The sequence below is a fragment of the Cryobacterium sp. AP27 genome (genome assembly GCF_056680495.1).
In genome coordinates, this window is record NZ_CM155285.1 from 1,838,469 (window position 1) to 1,859,926 (window position 21,458).

The window sequence follows — 21,458 nt, forward strand, 5'->3', positions numbered from 1 at the left end:
ACGTGTATCAGGCCAATCGTTCACAACTGTCGTTTCGAGGCGACAGGGACGGAAAACAGGGCGCACCATTGCCTCATGAGCCTCAAAGTCGAGAGCACGCGCATCCCCACCGTGCTGGCCCCACCACCCCTCCGGTTGATTGACGATGCCGGGCACGCCGTCGATGAAAGTCAGACCGGCGGCTTCACCCTGCCGGACACAGCGACGCTGCTGAGCCTGTATCGGCGCATGGTTATCGCCCGTCGATTCGACGTGCAGGTGACGGCGCTCACCCGCCAGGGGCGCCTCGCCACCTACCCGTCGGCGCTCGGCCAGGAGGCGTGCGAGATTGCCGCCGTCGCATCGCTGGACTCCGGCGACTGGTTGTTCCCCACCTATCGCGACAGCATCGCCCTGCTCACCCGCGGTGTGAAGCCCGAAGACATTCTCGCGTCGTTCCGCGGCGACTGGCACAGCGGCTACGACTACAACAAGCACTGCATCGCCCCGCAGGCCACGCCGCTGGCCACGCAGGCCCTGCATGCCGTGGGCCTCGCCACGGCCGCGAAGCTCAAGCGCGACAGCACCGTGGCCCTCACTCTGCTGGGCGACGGCGCCACCAGCGAGGGCGACGCCCACGAGGCGTTCAACTTCGCCGCCGTGTGGCAGGCCCCCGTGGTCTTTCTCGTGCAGAATAACCAGTTCGCCATCAGCGTTCCGCTCGACAAGCAGATGGCCTGCCGCACGATCGCCGACAAGGCGATCGGCTATGGCATGCCCGGATATTTCGTTGACGGCAACGACGTCGCCGCCATGTTCGCCGTCACGTCGGCCGCCGTCGACCGGGCCCGCGCCGGCGAGGGCCCCACGCTCATCGAGGGCCTCACCTATCGCATCGAAGCTCACACCAACTCGGATGACCCCACCCGCTACCGCAACGCCGCCGATGTCGACGTGTGGCGCGGGCGCGACCCGATCGAACGCCTGGAGAAATTCCTCGTGTCCGAGGGCGCCCTCTCCGACACCGAACGAGCGTCGATCACGCAGGAGGCCGAGGACACGGCGGCTGCGACCCGTGAGTGCATGACCATCAAGGCCGTTGTCGATCCGCTCGAGCTGTTTGAGCACGTGTACGCCAACGCCCGACCCGCTCTCGCCGAGCAGCGGGAGGCTCTGGCCGCCGAACTCGCCGAGGACAACGCCAACCAGGCCGCCGAAACAGCCGCAGAGACGGGCACCCACCGATGAGCCAGACAATTCCGGGCATCGCGCACCGCGCACCCGAAACCCTCAGCATGGCATCCGCCCTCAATGCCGCCATTCGCGACGCCATGACCGACGACCCGACCGTGGTTCTGTTCGGTGAAGACGTCGGACCACTCGGCGGTGTCTTTCGCGTGACCGACGGCCTCTATGCCGAGTTCGGCGAGACCCGGGTGAGCGACTCCCCGCTGGCCGAGTCCGGCATCGTGGGAACGGCGATCGGCATGGCCATGTACGGCATGCGCCCGGTGGTGGAGATGCAGTTCGATGCATTCAGCTACCCGGCCTTTCAACAGATCGTGTCGCACGTCGCGAAAATGCGTAATCGCACCCGGGGCAAGATCCAGTTGCCGATCGTGATTCGCATTCCCTACGCCGGCGACATCGGTGGCGTCGAGCATCACTCGGATTCGTCGGAGGCGTATTGGACGGCGACGCCGGGTCTCACCGTGGTGTCCCCCTCGAACCCGGCCGACGCCTACTCGATGCTGCGCGAGGCCATTGCCAGCGACGACCCGGTGATCTTCATGGAGCCGAAGAGCCGCTACTGGAGCAAGGCCGAGCTGACCCTCCCGGTGCAGACCGCCCCGATGACGAGCGCCGTGGTTCTGCGCGAAGGCACCGACGTGACCCTTCTCGGCTACGGCCCCACGGTGAAGACCGCCCTCGCGACGGCCGAGCTCGGGGCCAAGGAGGGGCTGTCCATCGAGGTCATCGATCTGCGAAGCCTGTCTCCGTTCGACGACGCAACGGTGAGCGCCTCGCTGCGAAAGACCAGCCGGGTCGCCGTCATCCACGAGGCGGCACAGTTCGGCGGGTACGGAGCAGAGGTGGCGGCGCGACTGACGGAACGCAACTTCTTCTATCTTGCCGCGCCTATTCTGCGCATCACCGGATTCGACATCCCCTACCCCTCACCCAAGCTCGAGGAGTATTTCCTGCCGACGCCGGACCGCATCCTCGCCGCGATCTCACGTTGGGAATGGAACTGATGCGCAACGATTTTCTGCTCCCCGACCTCGGCGAGGGCCTCACCGAGGCCGAAATCGTCTCCTGGCTCGTGGCTCCCGGCGACACCATCGCCATCGACCAGCCCGTCGTCGAGGTGGAGTCCGCCAAGTCGATCGTGGAACTGCCGTCGCCGTTCGGCGGCGTCGTCGAGAAGGTCTTCGGCGAACCGGGCCAGACGATTCACGCCGGCCAGGTTCTCCTCACCGTCGCCGACGCCGCGACGGATGCCGCGGGCACCGAGTCCGCTCCGACTCCGGCGGCAAACGCCCCGGCAGCGACGGCAGCTCCGGCTGAGGCAGCGCCGGCGGAGCCGCCGGCCGCCGACGTCTCCGGCGCCGTTCTGATCGGCTACGGAACTACCGTGAGCACACGGCCGGCTCGCCGTCCCGCGCAGGGTCGATTCGGACAGGCGTCGCCGGCACGAGCCGCACAAGCATCCGTATCCGCACCCACAGCAGCGCCCACACCTGCACCCGAACCCGTACCTGCACCGGCCGCCTCGGCGCCCGCCGTACAGGCACTCGACGCGGATCGTCGCTCCCCCGTGGTGTCGCCGCTCGTGCGTCGTATGGCCCGTGAGAACGGGTTCGAGGCCAGCCAGCTGCTCGGCACCGGGAAGGACGGGCTCGTGGTGCGCTCCGACGTGGAGTCGTTCCTGAGCGACGCGCGCCGGTCCGAGACCTCGCTGCCGATGGTCGAGGCCGAAACGGAGCCCCGGCCCGTCGCATCCGCACCGGCTCCGGCGACGACCGCCGAAAGTGTGCGCATTCCCATCGTGGGTCTGCGCAAGGTTGTTGCGCAGCGACTGGCCACGTCCCGCCGGGAGATCCCCGAGGCCACGATCTGGCTGGATGTCGATGCCACCGAGCTCTTCGTGGCTCGCGATCGCCTGCTCGCCGCCACCGGGGAACGGTTCAGCGTCACCGCGCTGATCGCCCGGTTCGTCGTCGCCGGTCTGCGCCAGTTCCCCGAGCTGAATTCGTCGGTTGACACGGCGAGCCAGGAGATCCTGCAGCACGGTGCCATCAACCTCGGAATCGCCGCGCAGACGTCGCGTGGACTCATGGTCCCCGTGATTCACGGCGCGCACGCGATGACCACCCGTCAGTTGCGTGATTCCATCGCCGGCCTCGTGGAGCATGCCGCCGACGGCACATTCGCACCAACGGCACTTCGCGACGGAACGTTCACGCTCAACAATTTCGGTTCACTCGGTGTTGACGGCTCCGCCGCCATCATCAATCACCCGGAAGCGGCGATCCTCGGCATCGGCCGCATGATCGAGCGCCCGTGGGTCGTCAATCACGAGCTGGCGGTGCGCACCGTGGTGGAGCTCTCGATGGTCTTCGACCATCGGGTGTGCGACGGCGGCACCGCTGCCGGTTTCCTCACCTTCGTGGCTCGGTGCATCGAAAATCCGGTGTCGCTGCTCGCGGAACTGTAGGTTCCTCGGCCTCAGAGCAGGCCGAGGAAGCGCCCGGCGACGGCGAAACACGTGAGGTCGACGGCGAGGAAGACACCCACCCAGAAGATGCCGGGCACGTGTGTGAGCCGAGCGAGCTGATCGGCGTCCGAGGAGCCGGCCGAGCCGCGCGAGCGGGACTGCTGCAGCTCCAGCACGGTGCGCAGCGCGCCCAGGAGCAGGAACGCCGTGAGGGCGAGGGCGAAGACGCTTTGCACGAGTGGTGAGCCGAACCAGGACACGGCGAAGATGGCGGTGCCCGCGACGAGCACCGACCACAGTCCGAACCAGTTGCGAATCTGTACCAGCAGCAGCACGAGCGCCACGAGCAGCAGCCACAGCAGCCCCACGTCGTACCCGAGGCCGAGAAGCCACGCGGCTCCCAGCCCGAGCACCGCGGGCGCGGTGTAGCCGGCGACGAGCGTGAACACCATGCCCGGGCCGCGGGGACGCCCGCGACTCACGGTGAGTCCCGAGGTGTCGCTGTGCAGGCGGATGCCGCTCAGCCGCCGCCCGCTCAGCGTTGCCGCCACTCCGTGCCCGCCCTCGTGCACGATGGTGATGCCGTGCCGGGTGACGCGCCAGACCATCGGGACCAGCACGAGAAGCAGCGCAGCCACAATGGTCAGCCACGCCGCCTGGACCGGAAGGGGGGCATGCGGTTGGATCATGTTTTCCCAGATTCCGCGCAGTACGTCCATGCTTCCCAGACTAGGTGAGCGGCCTCGCGGCCGATTCCAGGTGCATCGAGTCCTCACACCGGTGACGCGTTCGACGCGTGTGCCGCAGTCGACCACCTCGACGCTCTGCATCCCGGTCGGGACGCTATTGCCTGGATCTGCTCCAGGGTGGGTCGGTGCTGGGCGTGTTGGCGCGGTGGGCGGCCGCGGGCCGCCAGGTTCTTGTGGGGTCGAAGAGTACGGGTCCGCGCAGGTGCGGGCGCCCGTTGACCATGCGGATGTTCCACCCGTTGGTGTCGATGCTGTGGTGATGAAACCAGCACAGCAGCACCCCGTTCTCCACGTCGGTCGCGCCGTGGGATTGCCACGGGATCACGTGGTGAACTTCGCACCAGGCGGCGGGGACGGTGCAGCCGGGGATGACGCAGCCGCCGTCGCGGGCGGCGATCGCCCGGCGCTGCGCCGGGCTGAAGAACCGTTCTTTGCTGCCGAGGTGCAGCACCTGTCCGTCGTCGCCGATGACCACCTGCTGATATCCGCCGTTGCAGAGGCGTTGGTGCACGGTGCGGAGGCTGATCGGGGCGTCGACGCCGTCGATCCAGCCGACGCCGCGGCCGGTCTTCAGGTCGCGGGCGTTCACATGCACCATCACCACGGGAGCGGCACCACCCATAGTGGGCGTTTTCGGGTCCCGCGCTGTCGTCTCGAACACGGCTCGGAGGATGTCGGCGCGTTTCTCCCCTCCCGTGCGGTCATCCACGGCCACCGCCTCGGCCCCCGGTATGACTTCGCCGGCCTCCATAAGCGCCTGCTCCTCCGCCGACGGGAACGCCGGGGCCGCGTGGGCGGAGAGGAACGTGGCGAAGACACCGTTCATCACCCCGAGAAGGTCCGGCGTCACCGCGCCGTGCAGCGGGTAGAGGCCGTTACGCAGCACCCCGAACCCCACCGTGCTTGTCGCCGCGTGCTCGTCATCACTCGGGGCGGCGCCGTCCGGGTCAAGGACCGCCTCCCACTGGTGCGCTTGGGCGCGGATCAGGTCGGCGCCGAACGCGATCCCCGCCCCGGGAAGCCCCGCGGTCTCCGCGGTGATCGCCCCGGTCGCCGAGGCGACGAGGGCTCGTTCGGCCCGGTCCAGGTCGTCCACCGCCACGCGGGAGCCGATCTGCTCCAGCACCGTCACGATGGCTTCCGCCGCATCCACCCCGAGCTGGCCGGAGGCGAGACCGTCGGCGACGGCGGGGTGCCGCACCGGAACGCTCTGCCCCAGCAACCCACTCGACGCGCTCGCGGTACCGGCGATCAAACCGCCGAGCCGCATCCGCCGCTTCGCCTCGCTGCTGGAAATACGCGTCACGCCGGTGATCAGTTCGAACTTTCCCCGGCACCCGTTCTTCCACGCCAACGACTCATGCCCCAAGCCCGCATCCGCGCGGCACGCAACATTCGCCGCGGACCCGATCCGGCCACCGTCCACCCGACGCCCCACCGCCTCCAACGCCCCCAACACGGCCAGCGCCGCCTCGTCGTCGAGGAGCGCGAACTGCACCCCGGCCAGAGCATTCGTGACGAGTTCGTCGGCCTGCGCCAGCAGGGCGACCATCTCAGCTCCGGACTTCACCGTCGTGAACATACCCCCATTTTACCCCGATTCGAACGTTTAGGCGAGATTTACTCACAGTATTCTTTTGAAGTCTCGAATCTGTTTTCAGTTGTCCCGGCGCCTGTTTTCACCCGTCAGCCGCCGGCCGATCCCGGGACGCGAGGTTCTGATTCGAGGGCGGGCCTCCGGGTCCACTCGTGTGGGGGCGTGACGAGATCGGAACGCGGGGTCTCGACAAGCTCGACCAGCGCGGGGCGACGGCTCGACCGACGTGTGGGCGCCCCTGGGAAATCATTGCGAGCCCGACCGGAGCGGAAGGGCCCCGCGTCGCTGGTCGCGGCACCGACGCTATGGGCCGGTACGCCTACGTTGCGGCTTCGGTTCCGAACCCGCGCTGCAGCCCGCGCGGCGACGGCCCGGGTCGTGACGGGTTGGTCACGATCGGCACCGGCGCGGACCACGACAGTTGGGTGCCCGCCCCGGGCTCACTGGTCACCTCGAAGCGTCCACCGCACAGGCGCGCCCGCTGCCGCAGGTTTTCGAGACCGCTCGAGCGCCTGTTCTCGGTGAAGCCCTGCCCGTTGTCGACGATGAGCAGGCGGATGCGTCCGTGCTCGGCGTTGACGGTGATTTTGATGGACGTTGCCGCCGCATGCCGGGTGACGTTGCTGAGCGCCTCCGTGATGACCGCCAACAGGTTCTCGGTGAGGGACTCCCCCAGGTCAGCGTCGATGGGTCCGGACAATTCGATGTTGGGCGCGAACGCCAGGGACTGGGTACCGTCCGAAATCACGGCAAGAATCTTGCTGCTCATGGTGGCCGAGTCCTTCGACACCCCCCGCAGCGAGTAGATGGTGTCCCGAAGCTCGTGGATGGTGCTGTCCAGTTCCACGGTGACGGCGGCGATGCGTTCGAGCGCCACCGGGTCGTCCGTGAAGCGCCGAAGGCTCTGCATGCTGAGGCCGGCGGCGAAGAGCCGCTGGATGACGAGGTCGTGCAGGTCACGGGCGATGCGGTCCCGGTCTCCGAAGACGGCCTGCTGTTCGCGCATCCGGTGCACGTTGGCCAGCTCGAGGCCGAGCGCCACGTAGGAGCCGAAGACGGCGCTCATCTCCACGTCGGTGGCACTGAACGGGGCGGCGCCGGCTGGGCGGGCCAGCAGGAGCACCCCCTGCCCCACACCGGGCGGGCCCAGGGCAACGAGCAGGGTGTGGCCGAGTTCCGGACAGGCGTCCGTCTCGGCCGCGATCACCGGGTCGATCACCTGGGACAGCTCGGGAAGCACCATCGACTGCCCGGTGCGGCGAACCCGGTCAAGCGCAGGCACGGACATGAGAACGCTGCGACCGACGAGCGCCGGCGCTCCCGCACCGGCCCCGGCCGCACAGAACACCGTGTCGGTTTCATCGGTGGGCAGGCAGACCAGCGCGAGTGCCGCGTCGGCTTCGGCCATGGCGCGCGTGGCAACCGTGTCCAATCCGCTCTCGCCCTCGTCGTCGAAGGACCGGAGGAGATCCTTGGCCATGTCGGCACAGGCCTCGAGCCAGGCCCCGCGGAGTCGGGCCTCCTCGAACAGGCGGGCGTTCTCGATGGCCACGCCCGCGGCCGCGGCGAGCGCCACGGCGAGTTCTTGATCTTCGGGGGTGAAATCGCCCCCGCCTTCCTTCTCGGTGAGGTACAGATTGCCGAAGATGGTGTCACGCACCCGCACCGGCACGCCCAGGAACGAGACCATGGGCGGATGGTTCTCGGGAAACCCGGCGGCGGAGGGATGCTGCCCCAGGTCGTGCAGCCGAATCGGGTGGGGCTCCTGGATAAGCAGTCCGAGCACACCCTTGCCCACGGGCAGCGGACCGATCTTGTCGATCGTCTCCTCGTCGAAACCGACCGTGACGAAATGGGTGAGCTGCTGGTCGTCACCGATCACGCCGAGCGCGCCGTATTGCGCGCGCAGCAACCGGCAGGCGGATTCAACCACGCGTTTGAGCACGGCCTCGAGGCTCAGGTCCTCTGCTATCGACACGACGGCCCCGACGAGGCCGCGAATGCGTTCCTGGGTGAGCAGCAGTTCGTCCGCCCGCGCGACGAATTCGCGCAGCAGATCCTCGATCCGGGTTCCGGCGGGTTGGAGGGGGGCTCCGTGGAGCTCATCGACCGGCTGGTCCACCATGGCAAAGTTCCGATCGTCGTCTGGCTACGCCCGGCGCCCACGCATCGGTACTCTGGCCTGCTATCTCGTGCCTTCACTCTTTCACGGATACGTATCGGCGACCAGTCTCAGCTCACCGAAGCAGCGGAACCCGGCTCACGGACGTGTGGTCACACCCGGTGCACACGAACAGGTACACCGGAAGCGAAGAGCGCCGCTCATGCGCCGGGTTGGGACTCAGCCGTGCCTGGGAACGGCAGTAGGGGCACGTCAAGGTCATGTGAACACCTTTCTCGGGGTTGTGACTTAACAGTCCCGCCCCCGAGACGGCCGCAGTAGGGCCAAAGGTCATCTGGCGTCGATCAGGACCGCTTCTTGCGTGCGAGGAACGCATCCATTCGGGCGAATTTCTCCGGCGACTCAAACAGGATGGCCTGCGCCTCGTTGTCGACGAGCGGATGCGCGTCCAGTGGCGCATGGAACACCTGCTTGGCCAGGCGGGTGGCGAGCGGATCCTGCGCGCCGATGCGATCGGCCAGGGCATGTGCGGCGGCCAGAAGATCGGCCGGGTCGTGTACTTCCGTCACCAGGTGCACGGCGAGCGCCTCCCCTGCGGTGAGGATGCGGCCGGCCAGGATGATCTGCTTCGCCACGGGCTCACCCACGAGCTGCGCGAGCCGCCAGAGCGCCCCGGCCGCCGGCAGAATGCCGAGCGCGGTCTCCGGATTGCCGAGGCGCACCGACGTGGAGGCGATGCGGAAGTCGGCGGCATAGGCGAGTTCCGCTCCCCCGCCCAGCGCCCAGCCGTCGAGGGCGGCGATAACCGGCATCGGCAGCCGCGCGATGCGGGAGAACAATCCGGAGTTGATTCCCTGCAGTGCGTCGGCGGCGCGCCGCTCGCGCAGCTGGGCGATGTCGGCACCCGACGCGAAGACGCCGTTGCTGCCGGAGAGGATGAGGGTGCGGGGCTCCCGCTCCAGTTCCTCACATACGGCGTGCAGTTCATCGATCATGGTCTGGTCGATCGCATTGCGCACCTCCGGGCGGTGCAGCTGTACATGCATCCGGTCGGGACCACGTTCGATCAGCAGAGTGGTGGGCACGGTGTTCGTGGGCTCGGCACCGGCCTCCGGCTTAGAAGAAGTCATCGGGTGTACCTGCTGCCTTCGTGACCTCGTCCGTGCTCACCCGGGCGGCGCCCAGCTTGACCATGGCCACGCGCAGGGCGGATTCCATCTGTGCGGACCAGACCTCGATCTCGCGGCGGGCGGCATCGGCGGCATCCGCTCTCTCCAGGGCTCTTTCCTTCTCCTCGCGCTCGTTCCTCACCTGCTGAATGCTCAGCGTGATCCCGTAGTACGCCGCAACCATCGACGCGATCGGTGTGGCAATCACGGCGAGCGCATTAATGCTCTCGGAGGTGACACTCACTACGATCATCACGATGAAGGCGATCGCCAGGGAAACCATGCCGACGAGCACGACGAGGGCCATGTTCTGCGGCGCCTTGACCGAGGATGAGCGTGGCCTGGGCGTCGACGCGGCGGGCGGCGGGTCTGCCGGCGGCACGGGCGGCGGGACCGGGGCGGGCGCCGAGGGTGTCGCGCTTCCCGGTGCAGACGCCGATTGGTCGAGGGTGAGCACCCTCGTCTCCGCCTCGGTGCCCACATCCCGTGCGGATGCGGCGCCGGGGACCGATGAACCGGCGCCGGGGTGCGTGGGCGTGGCCGGGGGCAAATCACTCATGTAAGACTCCGTCATCCGTGTGGTGGTGTCGCCCCATTGTGGTGCGACGGTGAAATTCGGTCAAGAAGGGGGTTCGGCGTCGTTCGGGAAGACCCGTTTGTAGCTTCGACCGTCGTCGAGCTGCACGGTTTTGCTCGTCAACTTTCCCCGAGAGACCTGGAGGTACACGGCCTGCGCGCTCACTCCCAGCTGCGCGGCGGCCTCAGCGACCGAAAGCCCGGGGAGGTCGGTGGGCACGCTGCTGGGGCGCACGGACCGTTTACGGCCGGCCAGCGCGCGAGCCGCGATCTCCGCGTCGGTTCCGGACCAGCGCCACCGGGCTGCGGCGGGCTTGAGCCCGGCGGCCTCCGCGATCTGTTCCCAGGTGGCCCCGTCGTCAAGGGCTGCCCGCACGGCCGTGAGCCTCACGGGATCGGCCTCGAGTTCGTGCAGCAGAGTGCGTACCGCCTGAAGGCGGGCCAGCGGTTCCGTCTCTGCCCCATCCGCTCCGCTGACCGCGGTGAGTTCGCTCACCGCAGTGAATGCCGCGCGGGTGCCCGGGGCGAGAAAGTCATTCGTGCTCATGGCGCAACACCGGTCGGGCCAAGCTCCGGCACGCGAGCTTCGGGTCCGGAGTCGACGGAGAACGGGCGGGCGCGCAGGTCGCCGGCGATCGCATCGACACTCGACGTCGCTGCAACAGAGATGACCATGGTGCCGACCTTTCACAACTGGTTGCTCCATCTTCGCAGACAAGTCGGTACCGGGGCTTGCCGCATCCACAACGACCACCTCGCCCACGGCGCACGTTGACGTTCACACCGTTGCACCGCGCGCGCGATCTGCACCAGCGCTCCCCCGCCCCCTCCGGAGGCTCCCGAGATCAGCACGGTCACCGGCGGCTTGAGGTAGCGCTGCGCGGAATCGACGTAGGTGCGGGTGCGGATCTTGAACCGCCGCCGGCGGGGATGCGCCGCCATCAGGAAGCTCGTGAGCTCCGGGGTGTCGAAGTACACGGATTCATAGGCCGACGACCGCACCCCGTCGATGTCGAGAACGCGCACGCCGGGATCGAGGTCGCCCAGGACCGCGTCGAGTTCGTTTCGCGGGAGTACGTACTTGCGGTCGATGCGGGTGAGCAGTCCGGCTCGTTCGGTGAGCTCCTCCAGGCCGATCGTGCCGAGGCCGGCGAGGCTCTCGTCCAGCGGCGCAGCGGCGAGCACCGTGGCGCATCGCCCGAGCCGCGAAGTAGTAGGCCACCTCATGCTGTTCGATCTCGCTCGACCGCAGCCGGATGAAAAGAGTGATCAGGATGATCGTCGCCTGCAGCAGGGTGCCCTCCAAATGAATAGTCGGTAGCGCAACAATGTCCATCCAGCCCGACGACCCTATGAGCGAGCTATGACGCGGTTAAGCGCCACGCACGAGTCGGCTCACGCCGCGTCCTCGGCCGCCTCGGTCTCGGCCGTCGTCGAGCCTGGCACCGTCTCCCGGTGCATCCACATGACAGCGACCACGACAAGCAGCACCAGGTGCACCACGGAATTGCTCCCACCCTCTTCGATCCAGCCGTTCCACCCGGGCGTGATGCCCGTCGTAAGACCGTTCTGCGTGTAGCCACCCGCAAGCAGGCTCAGCGATGTGGCGATCAGCAGGGTCGTCGTTGCCGCGAAACTCCCGCGAACCAGGAGTCGTGCAAGCCGCGAGCGACGTCCCATGCCGACGGTGAGCACACCGGTCACGAGGGCGCTCCCCACCGCGATCGCCAGCAGCTGGAGGAGTCCCGGTCCGGGGTCTGTGACGGCCACGAGCTCATTGCGAAGGTCGAAAACGGCGCCGCCCTTGAGGCCTATCCTCTCAATGGTCAGGATTCCGACGCCGAAGACGAAGATGATTCCGGCCGCGATCCCCGCGATCACCCATGCGACGTTTTTCATGTACTGGCCCCTGTTCCTTCGAGAATGCCGGGCTCAGCATCAGCTCACCCGGTGCTCCACAATACGGCGCACGGGTGCCGACGCCCTCATTCCGGCGGCCACGGATCGCGGCACACGGATGTGACGATATGAGGGCGCTCAGCTCTGAGGCTGGGGCCTCCGTTCACGTAGACGTGGGTTACCAGCCTCGACGGGGTGACCTATCCACAGTTGAACTTTGGAGGCCCCGTTTGACTATCGATCGTAATTTCATTGGCTTGGATGTCCATGCCCAAAGCGGCAGGGCCTGATGGGCGCCCGGGACCGCTGAGCAGCCACCAGGGCCGGGACGTCTGCATCGTGGCCACGGTCGGTCCCGGAGACCGGCGGGACCGACCGATCGCCGGGCGGGGATCTGCGCGGCGAGCCCGCCGATCAGTCCTTGCGTCCGGCGATGAAATACGCGATGGGACCGGCGTAGTTGATGGCGATCACGGCGCCCCAGACTCCCTTGGGCCCGTTGACCTTTTTCGCCGGTCGGTGGGCCAGATCGCTCCACGCGAGACCGGCGAGGGTGAACTGCACGATGCCCCCGGCGATCACACCGAACTTCTGCGGCCCGGTCATGTCGCTCCACTTTCGTGATGCCATGTCATTCTCCCGTCGTCGGCGCGCGTCTGCCTCGACTGGCGGCGCACGGTAGTTGAATCATGGCACCGGTCCACTACTTGCGCACTACCGCGTGAGACGGGACGTCAGGCACCCGCAATGATCCGGTCGCAGAGCGCCATGGTTCGCACGTTGTCGCGCCCGCTGCTCCGGGGCACGGTGCCCGCAGCCACCGCCTCCGCGAAGTGGGCCATCTCTCCCACGAACCCGCGCAAGTAGAGGTCGCGGTCCGTGCCCGACATGGCGCTCTCGGGCGCGGTGAAGACCGGGGTGTGCTTCGCCAGGGTCTTCCAATCCGGCCGGCCGTCTCGGTGCGGTGCACGCTCAGGCGCACGAGCTCATCCACGATCGCATCACCGTCGTCGCCGGAGACCCGCAGCTGTTCGGTCGTGCTCGAATAGCCGGGCAGCCCGGATAGCCCCAGGGTGCCGACCACGCCGGACTCGAAGGTGAGCATGACGGCGAGCGCCACGTGGGCGCCCTGGCTGTTTGAGGCGACCAGGAACGCGGTGACCTCGCCGAACAGCCAGCGCACCTGGGCGATCACGGCCACCGAGGCCAGGTCGGCATCCGCCAGGAGCGCCGCCGCGCTGTCGTAGGCCTTCCCAGTTGATCCGACGCTTCGGAGGGCATCCGCGGATGCGTTGCGCATCACGGGTGGCAATCGCCTCGATGTCCAGCCCCGCGCGCACACACGAAGGCAGAATGTTGGTGGTCGCGTGAAATCCCGCGCCCATGACGGAAATCGGATGGTGCGGCAGGGGTCTCCCGACGTGTCATGGCTGACGTTTCGACGGCATCAGTGCGGCCCGCACCGTCGTCCGACTCCCCCGGTGTCGCCGGCGCCGTCCTGGTCGATGACGACCGGCGTCGGCGTTGCGGTGCGCGCCGTCTCGGGGCATCATCTACATCGGCGGCCGCTGCCGGATCGGCCCAGATCACCCACGAGAAACGGAGTTCCGAGCATGCCCTACATCACCACAACCGATGGCACCGAGATCTACTACACCGAGCAGGGCACCGGCCAGCCCGTGCTCTTCAGCCATGGCTGGCCGCTGAGTTCGGATGCCTGGCAGGTCGAGCTGAAGCTGCTGGCGGATGCCGGCTACCGCGCCATCGCGCACGACCGGCGCGGCCACGGCCGCTCGTCGAAGACATACACGGGCAACGACATGGACACCTACGCCCGCGACCTGGCCGAGCTCGTCGACGCCCTCGACCTGCACGACTTGGTCGTGATCGGTCACTCCACCGGGGGCGGCGAGGTCGTGCGGTACGCCGCCCAACACGGTGTCGGCCGGGTGGTGAAGGTCATCACGGCCGGGGCCGTGCCGCCGGTGATGGTGAAGTCGGACAGCAACCCGGAAGGCACACCGATCGAGGCCTTCGACGGCATTCGCGCCGGTGTGCTGAAGGATGCCTCGCAGTTCTACCGCGACCTCGCGGAGCCGTTCTTCGGCGCCAACCGGGACGGCTCGTCGGTGTCGCAGGGCGCCAAGGACGATTTCTGGCGCCAGGGCATGCTGGTGAACCTCGCCGCCGCCTACGACTGCGTCAAGGCGTTCTCGGAGACCGACTTCACCGAGGATCTCAAGGCCCTCGACGTGCCGATCTTCATCGCACACGGCGACGACGACCAGATCGTTCCGATCGGTGCGGCCGCGCTGAAGACCGCCGAGCTGGTCAGGCACGGCACGCTCAAGGTCTACCCGGGCGCCCCGCACGGAATCTACGGTGACTACCGGGCAGCCCTGAATGCCGACATCCTCAATTTCATCGCGTCGTAGACCGCGCGTCCCGGGCGGCAGCCCTCGGCCGCCACCCAACGGATGCTTGCACGGCTCATAGCCGACGAATGGCCGCGCTTGCTGCACTGGCTGTTCCCATCCGACACCATCGCGGCCTTCCTCACCGGTGACAACTAGCGGCGGACGCCGCGGGCGGCGGATGAGCGATGATGGTACCTATGACCATCGCCTCGCTCGCCGCCTTCGCCGGCCTGTGCCTGCTGCTCTCGGTGACACCGGGCCCCGACACCTTCCTGGTGCTGCGCATTGCCCTGAACCGCGCGAGTGCCGGTGTCGCGGCGGCCGTGGGTTCCGCCGGAGCGTCCCTCGTGTGGGCGGTGTTGGTGGGCCTCGGGCTGGCGGCCATCATGGAACAGTCCGTGGAGGTCTTCCGCTGGCTGAAAATCGCCGGCGGACTGTACCTGCTGTACCTCGGCGTTTCCTCCTTCGTGCGCAGTCGCCGAGCCGCGAAGACGGCACTGGCCGGCGTCGGCGAGGCCGCACCCTTGCTCTACACGCGACTTGCCGGGTTCGGCGCCGGGGCGCTGTCCACCATTCTCAATCCCAAGGTGGGCCTGTTCTATCTCGCCATCGTGCCGCAGTTCATTCCGCACGGTGGCGACACCCTGAGAACGGCCCTGATCCTCGGCATGGTGGAATCCGTCATCGCCTTCGTCTACCTGGCGGTCGTCGCCGTCGTTGCGGCCAAGGCCATGACGTGGCTGCGCAAGCCCAAGGTCAATGCCACGGTGGAACACGCGAGCAGCGCCATCATGGCCGTGCTGGGCGTGGGAGTCATCGCGTCAGGCGCCAGCGGCTGACGCGGAGTCAGCGCAACACAACGACAGCGTGGGGTGCGAGCCCGATCGAGTCCTCGTTCCTGCGCACCACCGGATGACCGTCGGTGGAGAACGCGAGAAACACCGCGCCGGCCCCCGCCGGGAGCGACCGCGCCTCGGAGCCGAAGTTGACCAGAATCTGCGTCTCACCGCGACGCAGCCGAAGCCAGGCATCGGCCTCGGAGTAGTCAACGCTCGTGCTCGCGAAGCGCGGATCGGTCACGTCGGGATTCGCCCGGCGCAGTGTGGCGAGCTCCCGATAGAACGCGAGAATGCGGGCATGCTGCGGCTGGTCTATTTCGGCCCAGTCCAGCCTGGACCGCTCGAACGTCGCCGGGTCCTGAGGGTCGGGAACAACAGAGGGGTCCCATCCCATGCGCGCGAATTCCGCGATCCGACCGGTGGCCGTCGCCTCGCCGAGCTCGGGTTCGGGGTGGGAGGTGAAGAACTGCCAGGGCGTGCTCGCACCCCACTCTTCGCCCATGAACAGCATCGGTGTGTACGGGCCGAGCAGGGTCAGGGCGGCCGCGATCGCCAGCTGACCGGCATCCAGTTGCGCGGTGAGCCGGTCGCCGATGGCGCGGTTGCCGATCTGGTCGTGATTCTGGGACGCGACGACGAGCCGGGACGTGGGCATGTGCTCGGTGTCGACGCGGCGACCGTGGTTTCGATCGCGAAAGCTGGAGAAGGTGCCGTCGTGCATGAACCCGACGGCGAGCACCTTGGCGAGGGCGCTGAGCGGTTCGAAGTCGGCGTAGTAGCCGGTGGTTTCGCCGGTCAGCGCCACGTGCACGGCGTGATGGAAATCGTCACTCCACTGCGCGTCGAGACCGTAGCCGTTGGCCTCGCGTGGCGTGATGAGCCGCGGGTCGTTCAGGTCGGATTCGGCGATCAGGGTGAGGGGGCGCCGCGTCGAAGCGCTCAGCACGTCGACCTCCACCGCGAGTTCCTCAAGCAGGTGAATGGCCCGGTCATCGCGCAGGGCATGCACGGCATCGATGCGCAGACCGTCCACGTGGTAGTCCCCGAGCCACATGAGCGCGTTGTCGAGGATGTAGCGGCGCACCGGCTCAGAGTCGTGCCCGTCGAGGTTGAGTGAGTCGCCCCAGGTGTTGCCGGCGGCGTCGCCCAGGTACGGACCGTATTGCGGCAGGTAGTTTCCGCTCGGGCCCAGGTGGTTGTAGACGACGTCTTGAATCACGCCGATGTTGGCCAGGTGGCAGGCATCGACGAAGCGCTGGTACGCGGCCGGGCCTCCGTAACCCTCGTGCACGGCATACCAGAGCACGCCGTCGTAGCCCCAGTTGTGCGTTCCGTTGAAGGCATTGACCGGGAGAAGCTCCACGAAGTCCACCCCGATCGACCTGAGGTGCGGGAGTCGGTCGATGGCCGCGTCGAGCGTGCCCTCCGGGGTGAAGGTGCCCAGGTGCATTTCGTAGATCATGCTCCCGGCGAGCTGTCGGCCGGTCCAGGCGGTGTCCGCCCACACGTGGTCGCCGGCGTCGAACAGTTGCGAGGGCCCATGCACGCCCTGCGGCTGGCGGCGGGAGCGTGGATCCGGGAACGGACCGTCCCCGTCCACGCGAAAGCCGTATTCGACGTCGGGCGCGGCACTCGCCCCGACCCCGACCGCGGGACGCCACCAGTCGTCGTCACCGCGCCACATCTCGTGTTCGGTCGGCTCCGCCGCGTCGGTCAGCACGAGGTGAACCGTCGCGGCGCGTGGCGCCCAGACGGCAAATCGGTCGGTCATCGTCATGAATGAGCCCCTTCGGCGACGAGCAGGGCGACCGAGTAGCGGGCGAGCAGATCGGCGACCCGGAGCTCCCCGCCGGCGACGCGTTCGCCGGTCAGTACGTTCCGGTAGGGTCGCGCGGGGAGCACGAGCGTTGTCTCTCCCCAGCCGCCCCCGGCCGCGAGGGCCACGGGAAGCCGCGTGGCGACCGTCACCGCGCCGCCGCGGTCGAAAGCGAGCACGTGGCGTGCTCCGGCTCCGAGGGCGGTGACGGGCGCGTAGCGGGTGAACAGCTCCGGTCGGTCGCGGCGCAGGCGCAGGGCCCGCGTCGTGACGAGCAGCTTGGCGGCGCCGGTCTCGTCAACGGGCGGGAGCCATCCGTCGTCGACACGGCTGAGGTACTCGCGGCGCCGGTCGAAGTCGACGACCCGGCGGTTGTCCGGGTCGACCAGCGACGTCTCCCACAGCTCGCTGCCCTGGTACACGTCGGGCACCCCCGGCGCGGTGAGCTGCAACAGCTTCGCCGAGAGCGAATTGCTCCACCCGGCGCCGCGCACGCGTGCGACGAACGCGGTGATCAGGGTGCGCAGTGCGCCGTCATCGTTCGTCGCCGAGACGAGTCGACCGAGGTCCGCCTCGAAGGCCGCGTTGGGCGCGGTCCAGGTGGTGGAGGTGCCGGCCTCGCGGGATGCCTTCTCGGCGTACGCGCCGAGACGCTCGGGCGACAGCGGCCAGGCTCCGACGACGGCCTGCCAGAGCAGATTCTCGAAGGGAGCGTCGCCCAGCGGCGCGGCGGCCCTGAACTCGTCGAGGGCACGTGCCCATTCCTCCGGGATCTCGGCGAGCACGTTGATGCGCGCCCGTACGTCTTCGCCGCGTTTGGTGTCGTGCGTGGACAGGGTCGTCATCGACGACGGCAGGGCCGCCTGTCGCAGCTGCTGCCGACGATGAAATTCCTCCGCGGAGATGGAGAACTCCCCCGGATCGGCGCCGACCTCGTTGAGCGAGGTCAAACGGCTGAACTGGTAATACGAGGTGTCTTCCACGCCCTTGGCCATCACCATGCCGGACGTCTGCTGGAACCGCACGACAAACGGATGCTCGGGGTCGAGCAGCAACGGCACCAGGCGGTCGATCTCGTTCCGAAGGTCCGGGCGGCGCCGGGCGGCGGCGTGGGCCGCCTCGCGCACGTACGAGGCACCGACCGGCACGTAGGAGCGGTACACCGGGAAGCAGGCGAGCAGTTCGGCGATGGCATCGACGGTCACCGCATCGGACACCGGGGTCACGCAGGCGAGCCGGGACAGCCGCAGCACCTCGGAGCGCAGCATCCCGTCGGCGATCATGCGCTTGTTGCTGTGCACCAGTTCGGTCCAGGAGACCATGTCCCGACCCTGCAACCGGGCCTCCAGCGCGTCAAGGGCAGGCTCGGCGCCCGGCTCGACAAGCACCCGGTCGAAGTCGGCCAGGGCATCGTAGCCGGAGGTTCCGGCGGTGGACCAGTTGGTCGGAAGCTGTTCCGGCCCCTCGAGGATTTTCTCAACGAGCACATACGCGCCGTCCGTCGCGTCCCGCAACCGGTCGAGGTAGCCTCCCGGGTCGGCCAGGCCGTCCGGATGATCCACCCGCAGTCCCTGTACGAGTCCCTCGCGAACCCAGCGCACAATCTCGGCGTGTGATTCGTCGAAGACCCACGGCACCTCGACGCGCAGCCCGGCGAGGGTGTTCACGCCGAAGAAACGCCGATAGTTCAGCTCGGAATCGGCGCGCCGCCAGTTCATAAGTTCATAGTGCTGCCGATCGTAGACGGTCGCGACGGATGCCCCGTCGTCGGCGCTGCCGACGGCAAGGGGAAAACGGTGGTCCCAGTAGTGCAGTTCGTCGCCGACGATCCGGAGCTGATCGAGTTCGTCGGGCGCATCGCCGAGCACCGGGAGCCGGATCTTGCCGTTGCCGGTGGCCCAGTCCACGTCGAAGGCCTCGGCGTAGCGGGAGGTTTTCCCGTGCCGGAGCAGGTCCCACCACCACGAGTTGTGCGCCGGGGTCGCGACGCCCATGTGGTTGGGCACGATATCCACGAGCAGGCCGCGGCCGGCCGCGGCGCTGGCGGCGGCCAACCGGTCGAGACCGGCTGCTCCCCCGCGTGTCGGGTCAATGCGGGCATGATCGATCACGTCGTAGCCGTGGTCCGAGCCGGCCTCGGCCGTGAGCAACGGGGACAGGTACAGCCAGTCGGCGCCGAGCAGCGAGACGTAGTCGAGAATCCCCGCCGCGGCATCCAGGTCGAATGCCGCACGAATCTGCAACCGATAGGTCGACACCGGCACGCGCATCAGAGCGCCCCGTGCTGGCGCGCCGCCGGTCCCGGGAGAGTGATCGCGCCGGTGAGGCCGGCCAGGGACGCCGCCACCGAGTGATCGGGTTCCGCGACGGGCGGTGCGTAGGCCCGCATGACCACCATCGACCGGGACATGATCGTCTGGATTGCCCCGGCGGAACGGGGAACCCGATCGGCGCCCTCGCCACCGGTGTCAACCACGATTTCCCACTCTGCCCCGTATTCCTCGTCGGGGAGCGTGAAGTCCACGTCCTCGGCGCTGGCGTTGAAGCAGAGGATGAAGTTCACATCGATGATGTCCACCCCGCGAGAGTCACGTTCCCGGATGCCGTCCCCGTTGAGGAACTTGGCGACGAAGCGCGTGTCCGTTGAATCCCAGTCCTCGGACTCCATCTCCCGGCCGTCGGCGGCGAGCCACACGATGTCGGGCAGGGCCTCCCCCTCGGCGCGTTTTCCCGAGCTGCTGTCGAAGAATCGACTGCGTCGGAACGTGGGGTGATCGCGGCGCAGGCGCGAGATGGCCGCCGTGAATTCGATCAGCGGCTGGTCGGCGTCTTCCCAGTGCAGCCAGGAGATCTCCGAGTCCTGGGCGTAGGTGTTGTTGTTGCCGTTCTGTGTGCGGCCGAGCTCGTCGCCGTGCAGCAGCATAGGCACGCCCTGCGAGAGCAGAAGTGTGGCGAGGAAGTTGCGGTGCTGCCTGGCGCGCAGCGCGCGAATGGCGGGATCGTTCGTCGGGCCCTCCTCGCCGGAGTTCCACGAACGGTTGTGTGATTCGCCGTCCTGGTTGTCTTCGCCGTTGGCCTCGTTGTGCTTCTCGTTGTAGGAGACGAGGTCGGAGAGCGTGAAACCGTCGTGAGCGGTGACGAAGTTGACCGACGCGACGGGACGGCGTCCGGAGTGCTCGTACAGGTCGGACGAACCCGCGATGCGGCTCGCGAAGTCACCCAGGGTCTGCGGTTCGCCGCGCCAGAAGTCCCGCACGGTGTCGCGGTACTTGCCGTTCCACTCGGACCACTGTGAGGGGAAGTTTCCCACCTGATAGCCGCCGGGGCCCACATCCCACGGCTCGGCAATGAGCTTCACCTGCGACACGATCGGGTCTTGCTGCACGAGCTCGAAGAAGGTCGACAGCTTGTCGACGTCGTACAGGTCACGGGCCAGGGCCGAGGCCAGGTCGAAACGAAAGCCGTCGACGTGCATTTCAATGGCCCAATAGCGCAGCGAGTCCATGATGAGCTGCAGCACGTGCGGGTGACGCACGTTGAGGGTGTTACCGGTGCCGGTGTAGTCCATGTAGTAACGCTTGTCGTCGTCCATGAGCCGGTAGTAGGCCTCGTTGTCGATGCCCTTGAACGAGAGCGTCGGTCCGAGGTGGTTCCCCTCCGCAGTGTGGTTGTACACCACGTCGAGAATGACCTCGATGCCGGCCGCGTGCAGGCTGCGCACCATGCCCTTGAACTCCTGCACCTGCTGTCCCAAATCACCCGTAGACGAGTACGTGTTGTGCGGTGCGAAGAAGCCGATGGTGTTGTAGCCCCAGTAGTTGTTGAGGCCCTTCTCCATCAGGGTGCTGTCGTTCACGAACTGGTGTACCGGCATGAGTTCGACCGCGGTGACGCCGAGCTTCTGCAGGTGGTCGATGACCGAGGGATGCGCGACGCCCGCGTAGGTGCCCCGCTGGGATTCCGGTACGGCCTCCTGCAACTGGGTGAGGCCCTTCACATGCGCCTCGTAGATGAGCGTCTCGCTGTAGGGCGTGCGCAGCGGGCGGTCGCCCGCCCAGTCGAAGAACGGATTCACGACCACGCCGAGCATCATGTGTTGCGCCGAGTCGGCGTCGTTGCGGGAGTCCGGGTCACCGAAGTGGTACGAGAACAGCGACTCGTCCCAGTCGATGGCACCATAGGTCGCCTTGGCGTAGGGATCGAGCAGTAACTTGTTGGGGTTGGCGCGATTGCCTGCGGTGGAGTCGCCGTCGCCGTACACGCGGTAGCCGTAGAGCTGACCGGGCTGCACGAGGGGCAGGTAGCAGTGCCAGATGAAGGCGGACGACTCGCGAACTTCGACGCGCGTCTCCACGCGGGTTTCTACGCCGTCGTCGTCGAAGAGGCACAGCTCAACGCGAGTGGCGGCTTCGCTGAACAGGGCGAAGTTGGTGCCGCTCCCGTCGAACGTTGCACCAAGGGGATAGGCGGTTCCGGGCCAGGTTTCCATGAGACTCCTCGAAATGGAGATCGGACTAGGGGCACACTGGTGCCCATGAGTACGTTAGTCGATGATTTGGCATAGAAAATCCCGATGG

Annotated in this window: 19 protein-coding genes; 5 read left to right on the forward strand and 14 right to left on the reverse strand. The window is 67.6% G+C overall.

Annotated elements, in window-relative coordinates; translation table 11 throughout:
* The first annotated feature begins 75 nt into the window (after window positions 1-75).
* Genes pdhA through AC1MB9_RS08790 form a run of 3 tightly spaced genes read left to right on the forward strand, consistent with a single transcriptional unit; the run spans window position 76 to window position 3,697 of the window.
* Window positions 76-1,227, forward strand: coding sequence for a pyruvate dehydrogenase (acetyl-transferring) E1 component subunit alpha (gene pdhA, locus AC1MB9_RS08780; protein ID WP_479961586.1), 1,152 nt, complete (start codon window positions 76-78; stop codon window positions 1,225-1,227).
* Window positions 1,224-2,234: an alpha-ketoacid dehydrogenase subunit beta gene (locus tag AC1MB9_RS08785; protein ID WP_479961587.1), complete on the forward strand. Its 1,011-nt coding sequence runs from the start codon at window positions 1,224-1,226 to the stop codon at window positions 2,232-2,234. The genes pdhA and AC1MB9_RS08785 overlap by 4 nt, the downstream gene beginning before the upstream one ends.
* Window positions 2,234-3,697: a dihydrolipoamide acetyltransferase family protein gene (locus AC1MB9_RS08790; RefSeq protein WP_479961588.1), complete on the forward strand. Its 1,464-nt coding sequence runs from the start codon at window positions 2,234-2,236 to the stop codon at window positions 3,695-3,697. Before AC1MB9_RS08785 ends, AC1MB9_RS08790 begins: the two co-directional genes overlap by 1 nt.
* An 11-nt stretch (window positions 3,698-3,708) precedes the next feature.
* Here the strand turns inward: AC1MB9_RS08790 and AC1MB9_RS08795 are convergent, their stop codons facing one another.
* From AC1MB9_RS08795 to AC1MB9_RS08845, 11 genes are all read right to left on the reverse strand, one after another.
* Entirely contained in the window at window positions 3,709-4,416 is a 708-nt protein-coding gene (locus AC1MB9_RS08795) for a M50 family metallopeptidase (protein ID WP_479961589.1), read from the reverse strand.
* A 124-nt stretch (window positions 4,417-4,540) separates the two neighbouring features.
* Window positions 4,541-6,028 carry an HNH endonuclease signature motif containing protein gene (locus AC1MB9_RS08800; RefSeq protein WP_479961590.1) on the reverse strand — a complete coding sequence of 496 codons (1,488 nt, stop codon included), beginning with the start codon at window positions 6,026-6,028 and terminating at the stop codon, window positions 4,541-4,543.
* A gap of 334 nt (window positions 6,029-6,362) precedes the next feature.
* The gene (locus tag AC1MB9_RS08805; protein ID WP_479961591.1) at window positions 6,363-8,168 is read right to left on the reverse strand and encodes a GAF domain-containing sensor histidine kinase; all 1,806 of its coding nucleotides are present in this window, start codon (window positions 8,166-8,168) and stop codon (window positions 6,363-6,365) included.
* A gap of 341 nt (window positions 8,169-8,509) precedes the next feature.
* Entirely contained in the window at window positions 8,510-9,295 is a 786-nt protein-coding gene (locus tag AC1MB9_RS08810; RefSeq protein ID WP_479961592.1) for an enoyl-CoA hydratase/isomerase family protein, read from the reverse strand.
* Window positions 9,282-9,893 carry a hypothetical protein gene (locus tag AC1MB9_RS08815; RefSeq protein WP_479961593.1) on the reverse strand — a complete coding sequence of 204 codons (612 nt, stop codon included), beginning with the start codon at window positions 9,891-9,893 and terminating at the stop codon, window positions 9,282-9,284. The genes AC1MB9_RS08810 and AC1MB9_RS08815 overlap by 14 nt, the downstream gene beginning before the upstream one ends.
* Before the next feature lie 60 nt (window positions 9,894-9,953).
* Complete coding sequence (locus AC1MB9_RS08820) at window positions 9,954-10,457, reverse strand: hypothetical protein (protein WP_479961594.1); 504 nt, start codon at window positions 10,455-10,457, stop codon at window positions 9,954-9,956.
* Window positions 10,454-10,585: a hypothetical protein gene (locus AC1MB9_RS08825; RefSeq protein WP_479961595.1), complete on the reverse strand. Its 132-nt coding sequence runs from the start codon at window positions 10,583-10,585 to the stop codon at window positions 10,454-10,456. Before AC1MB9_RS08825 ends, AC1MB9_RS08820 begins: the two co-directional genes overlap by 4 nt.
* 12 nt (window positions 10,586-10,597) lie before the next feature.
* Entirely contained in the window at window positions 10,598-11,137 is a 540-nt protein-coding gene (locus AC1MB9_RS08830) for a VTC domain-containing protein (protein ID WP_479961596.1), read from the reverse strand.
* Between the two features lie 168 nt (window positions 11,138-11,305).
* Window positions 11,306-11,809, reverse strand: a complete 504-nt coding sequence (locus AC1MB9_RS08835; RefSeq protein WP_479961597.1) for a hypothetical protein — start codon at window positions 11,807-11,809, stop codon at window positions 11,306-11,308.
* A gap of 414 nt (window positions 11,810-12,223) precedes the next feature.
* On the reverse strand, window positions 12,224-12,439 hold the full coding sequence (locus AC1MB9_RS08840; RefSeq protein ID WP_479961598.1) for a PLDc N-terminal domain-containing protein: 216 nt from the start codon (window positions 12,437-12,439) through the stop codon (window positions 12,224-12,226).
* A 73-nt stretch (window positions 12,440-12,512) separates the two neighbouring features.
* Window positions 12,513-13,109: a hypothetical protein gene (locus AC1MB9_RS08845; RefSeq protein ID WP_479961599.1), complete on the reverse strand. Its 597-nt coding sequence runs from the start codon at window positions 13,107-13,109 to the stop codon at window positions 12,513-12,515.
* Window positions 13,110-13,422: 313 nt separating this feature from the next.
* Here AC1MB9_RS08845 and AC1MB9_RS08850 point away from each other — a divergent pair, with 313 nt between their 5' ends.
* Together AC1MB9_RS08850 and AC1MB9_RS08855 are read left to right on the forward strand one after the other, a co-directional pair.
* A complete protein-coding gene (locus AC1MB9_RS08850; RefSeq protein WP_479961600.1) occupies window positions 13,423-14,244 on the forward strand; it encodes an alpha/beta fold hydrolase in 822 nt (273 codons plus the stop codon).
* A gap of 179 nt (window positions 14,245-14,423) precedes the next feature.
* A complete protein-coding gene (locus AC1MB9_RS08855) occupies window positions 14,424-15,065 on the forward strand; it encodes a LysE family translocator (protein ID WP_479964608.1) in 642 nt (213 codons plus the stop codon).
* A gap of 7 nt (window positions 15,066-15,072) precedes the next feature.
* Here the strand turns inward: AC1MB9_RS08855 and treZ are convergent, their stop codons facing one another.
* The 3 genes from treZ to glgX are packed head-to-tail and all read right to left on the reverse strand — an operon-like array spanning window position 15,073 to window position 21,370.
* Window positions 15,073-16,842, reverse strand: coding sequence for a malto-oligosyltrehalose trehalohydrolase (gene treZ / locus AC1MB9_RS08860; protein ID WP_479961601.1), 1,770 nt, complete (start codon window positions 16,840-16,842; stop codon window positions 15,073-15,075).
* On the reverse strand, window positions 16,839-19,151 hold the full coding sequence (treY, locus tag AC1MB9_RS08865) for a malto-oligosyltrehalose synthase (protein ID WP_479961602.1): 2,313 nt from the start codon (window positions 19,149-19,151) through the stop codon (window positions 16,839-16,841). The genes treZ and treY overlap by 4 nt, the downstream gene beginning before the upstream one ends.
* Window positions 19,151-21,370 carry a glycogen debranching protein GlgX gene (glgX, locus tag AC1MB9_RS08870; RefSeq protein ID WP_479961603.1) on the reverse strand — a complete coding sequence of 740 codons (2,220 nt, stop codon included), beginning with the start codon at window positions 21,368-21,370 and terminating at the stop codon, window positions 19,151-19,153. The genes treY and glgX overlap by 1 nt, the downstream gene beginning before the upstream one ends.
* Window positions 21,371-21,458: the final 88 nt, after the last annotated feature.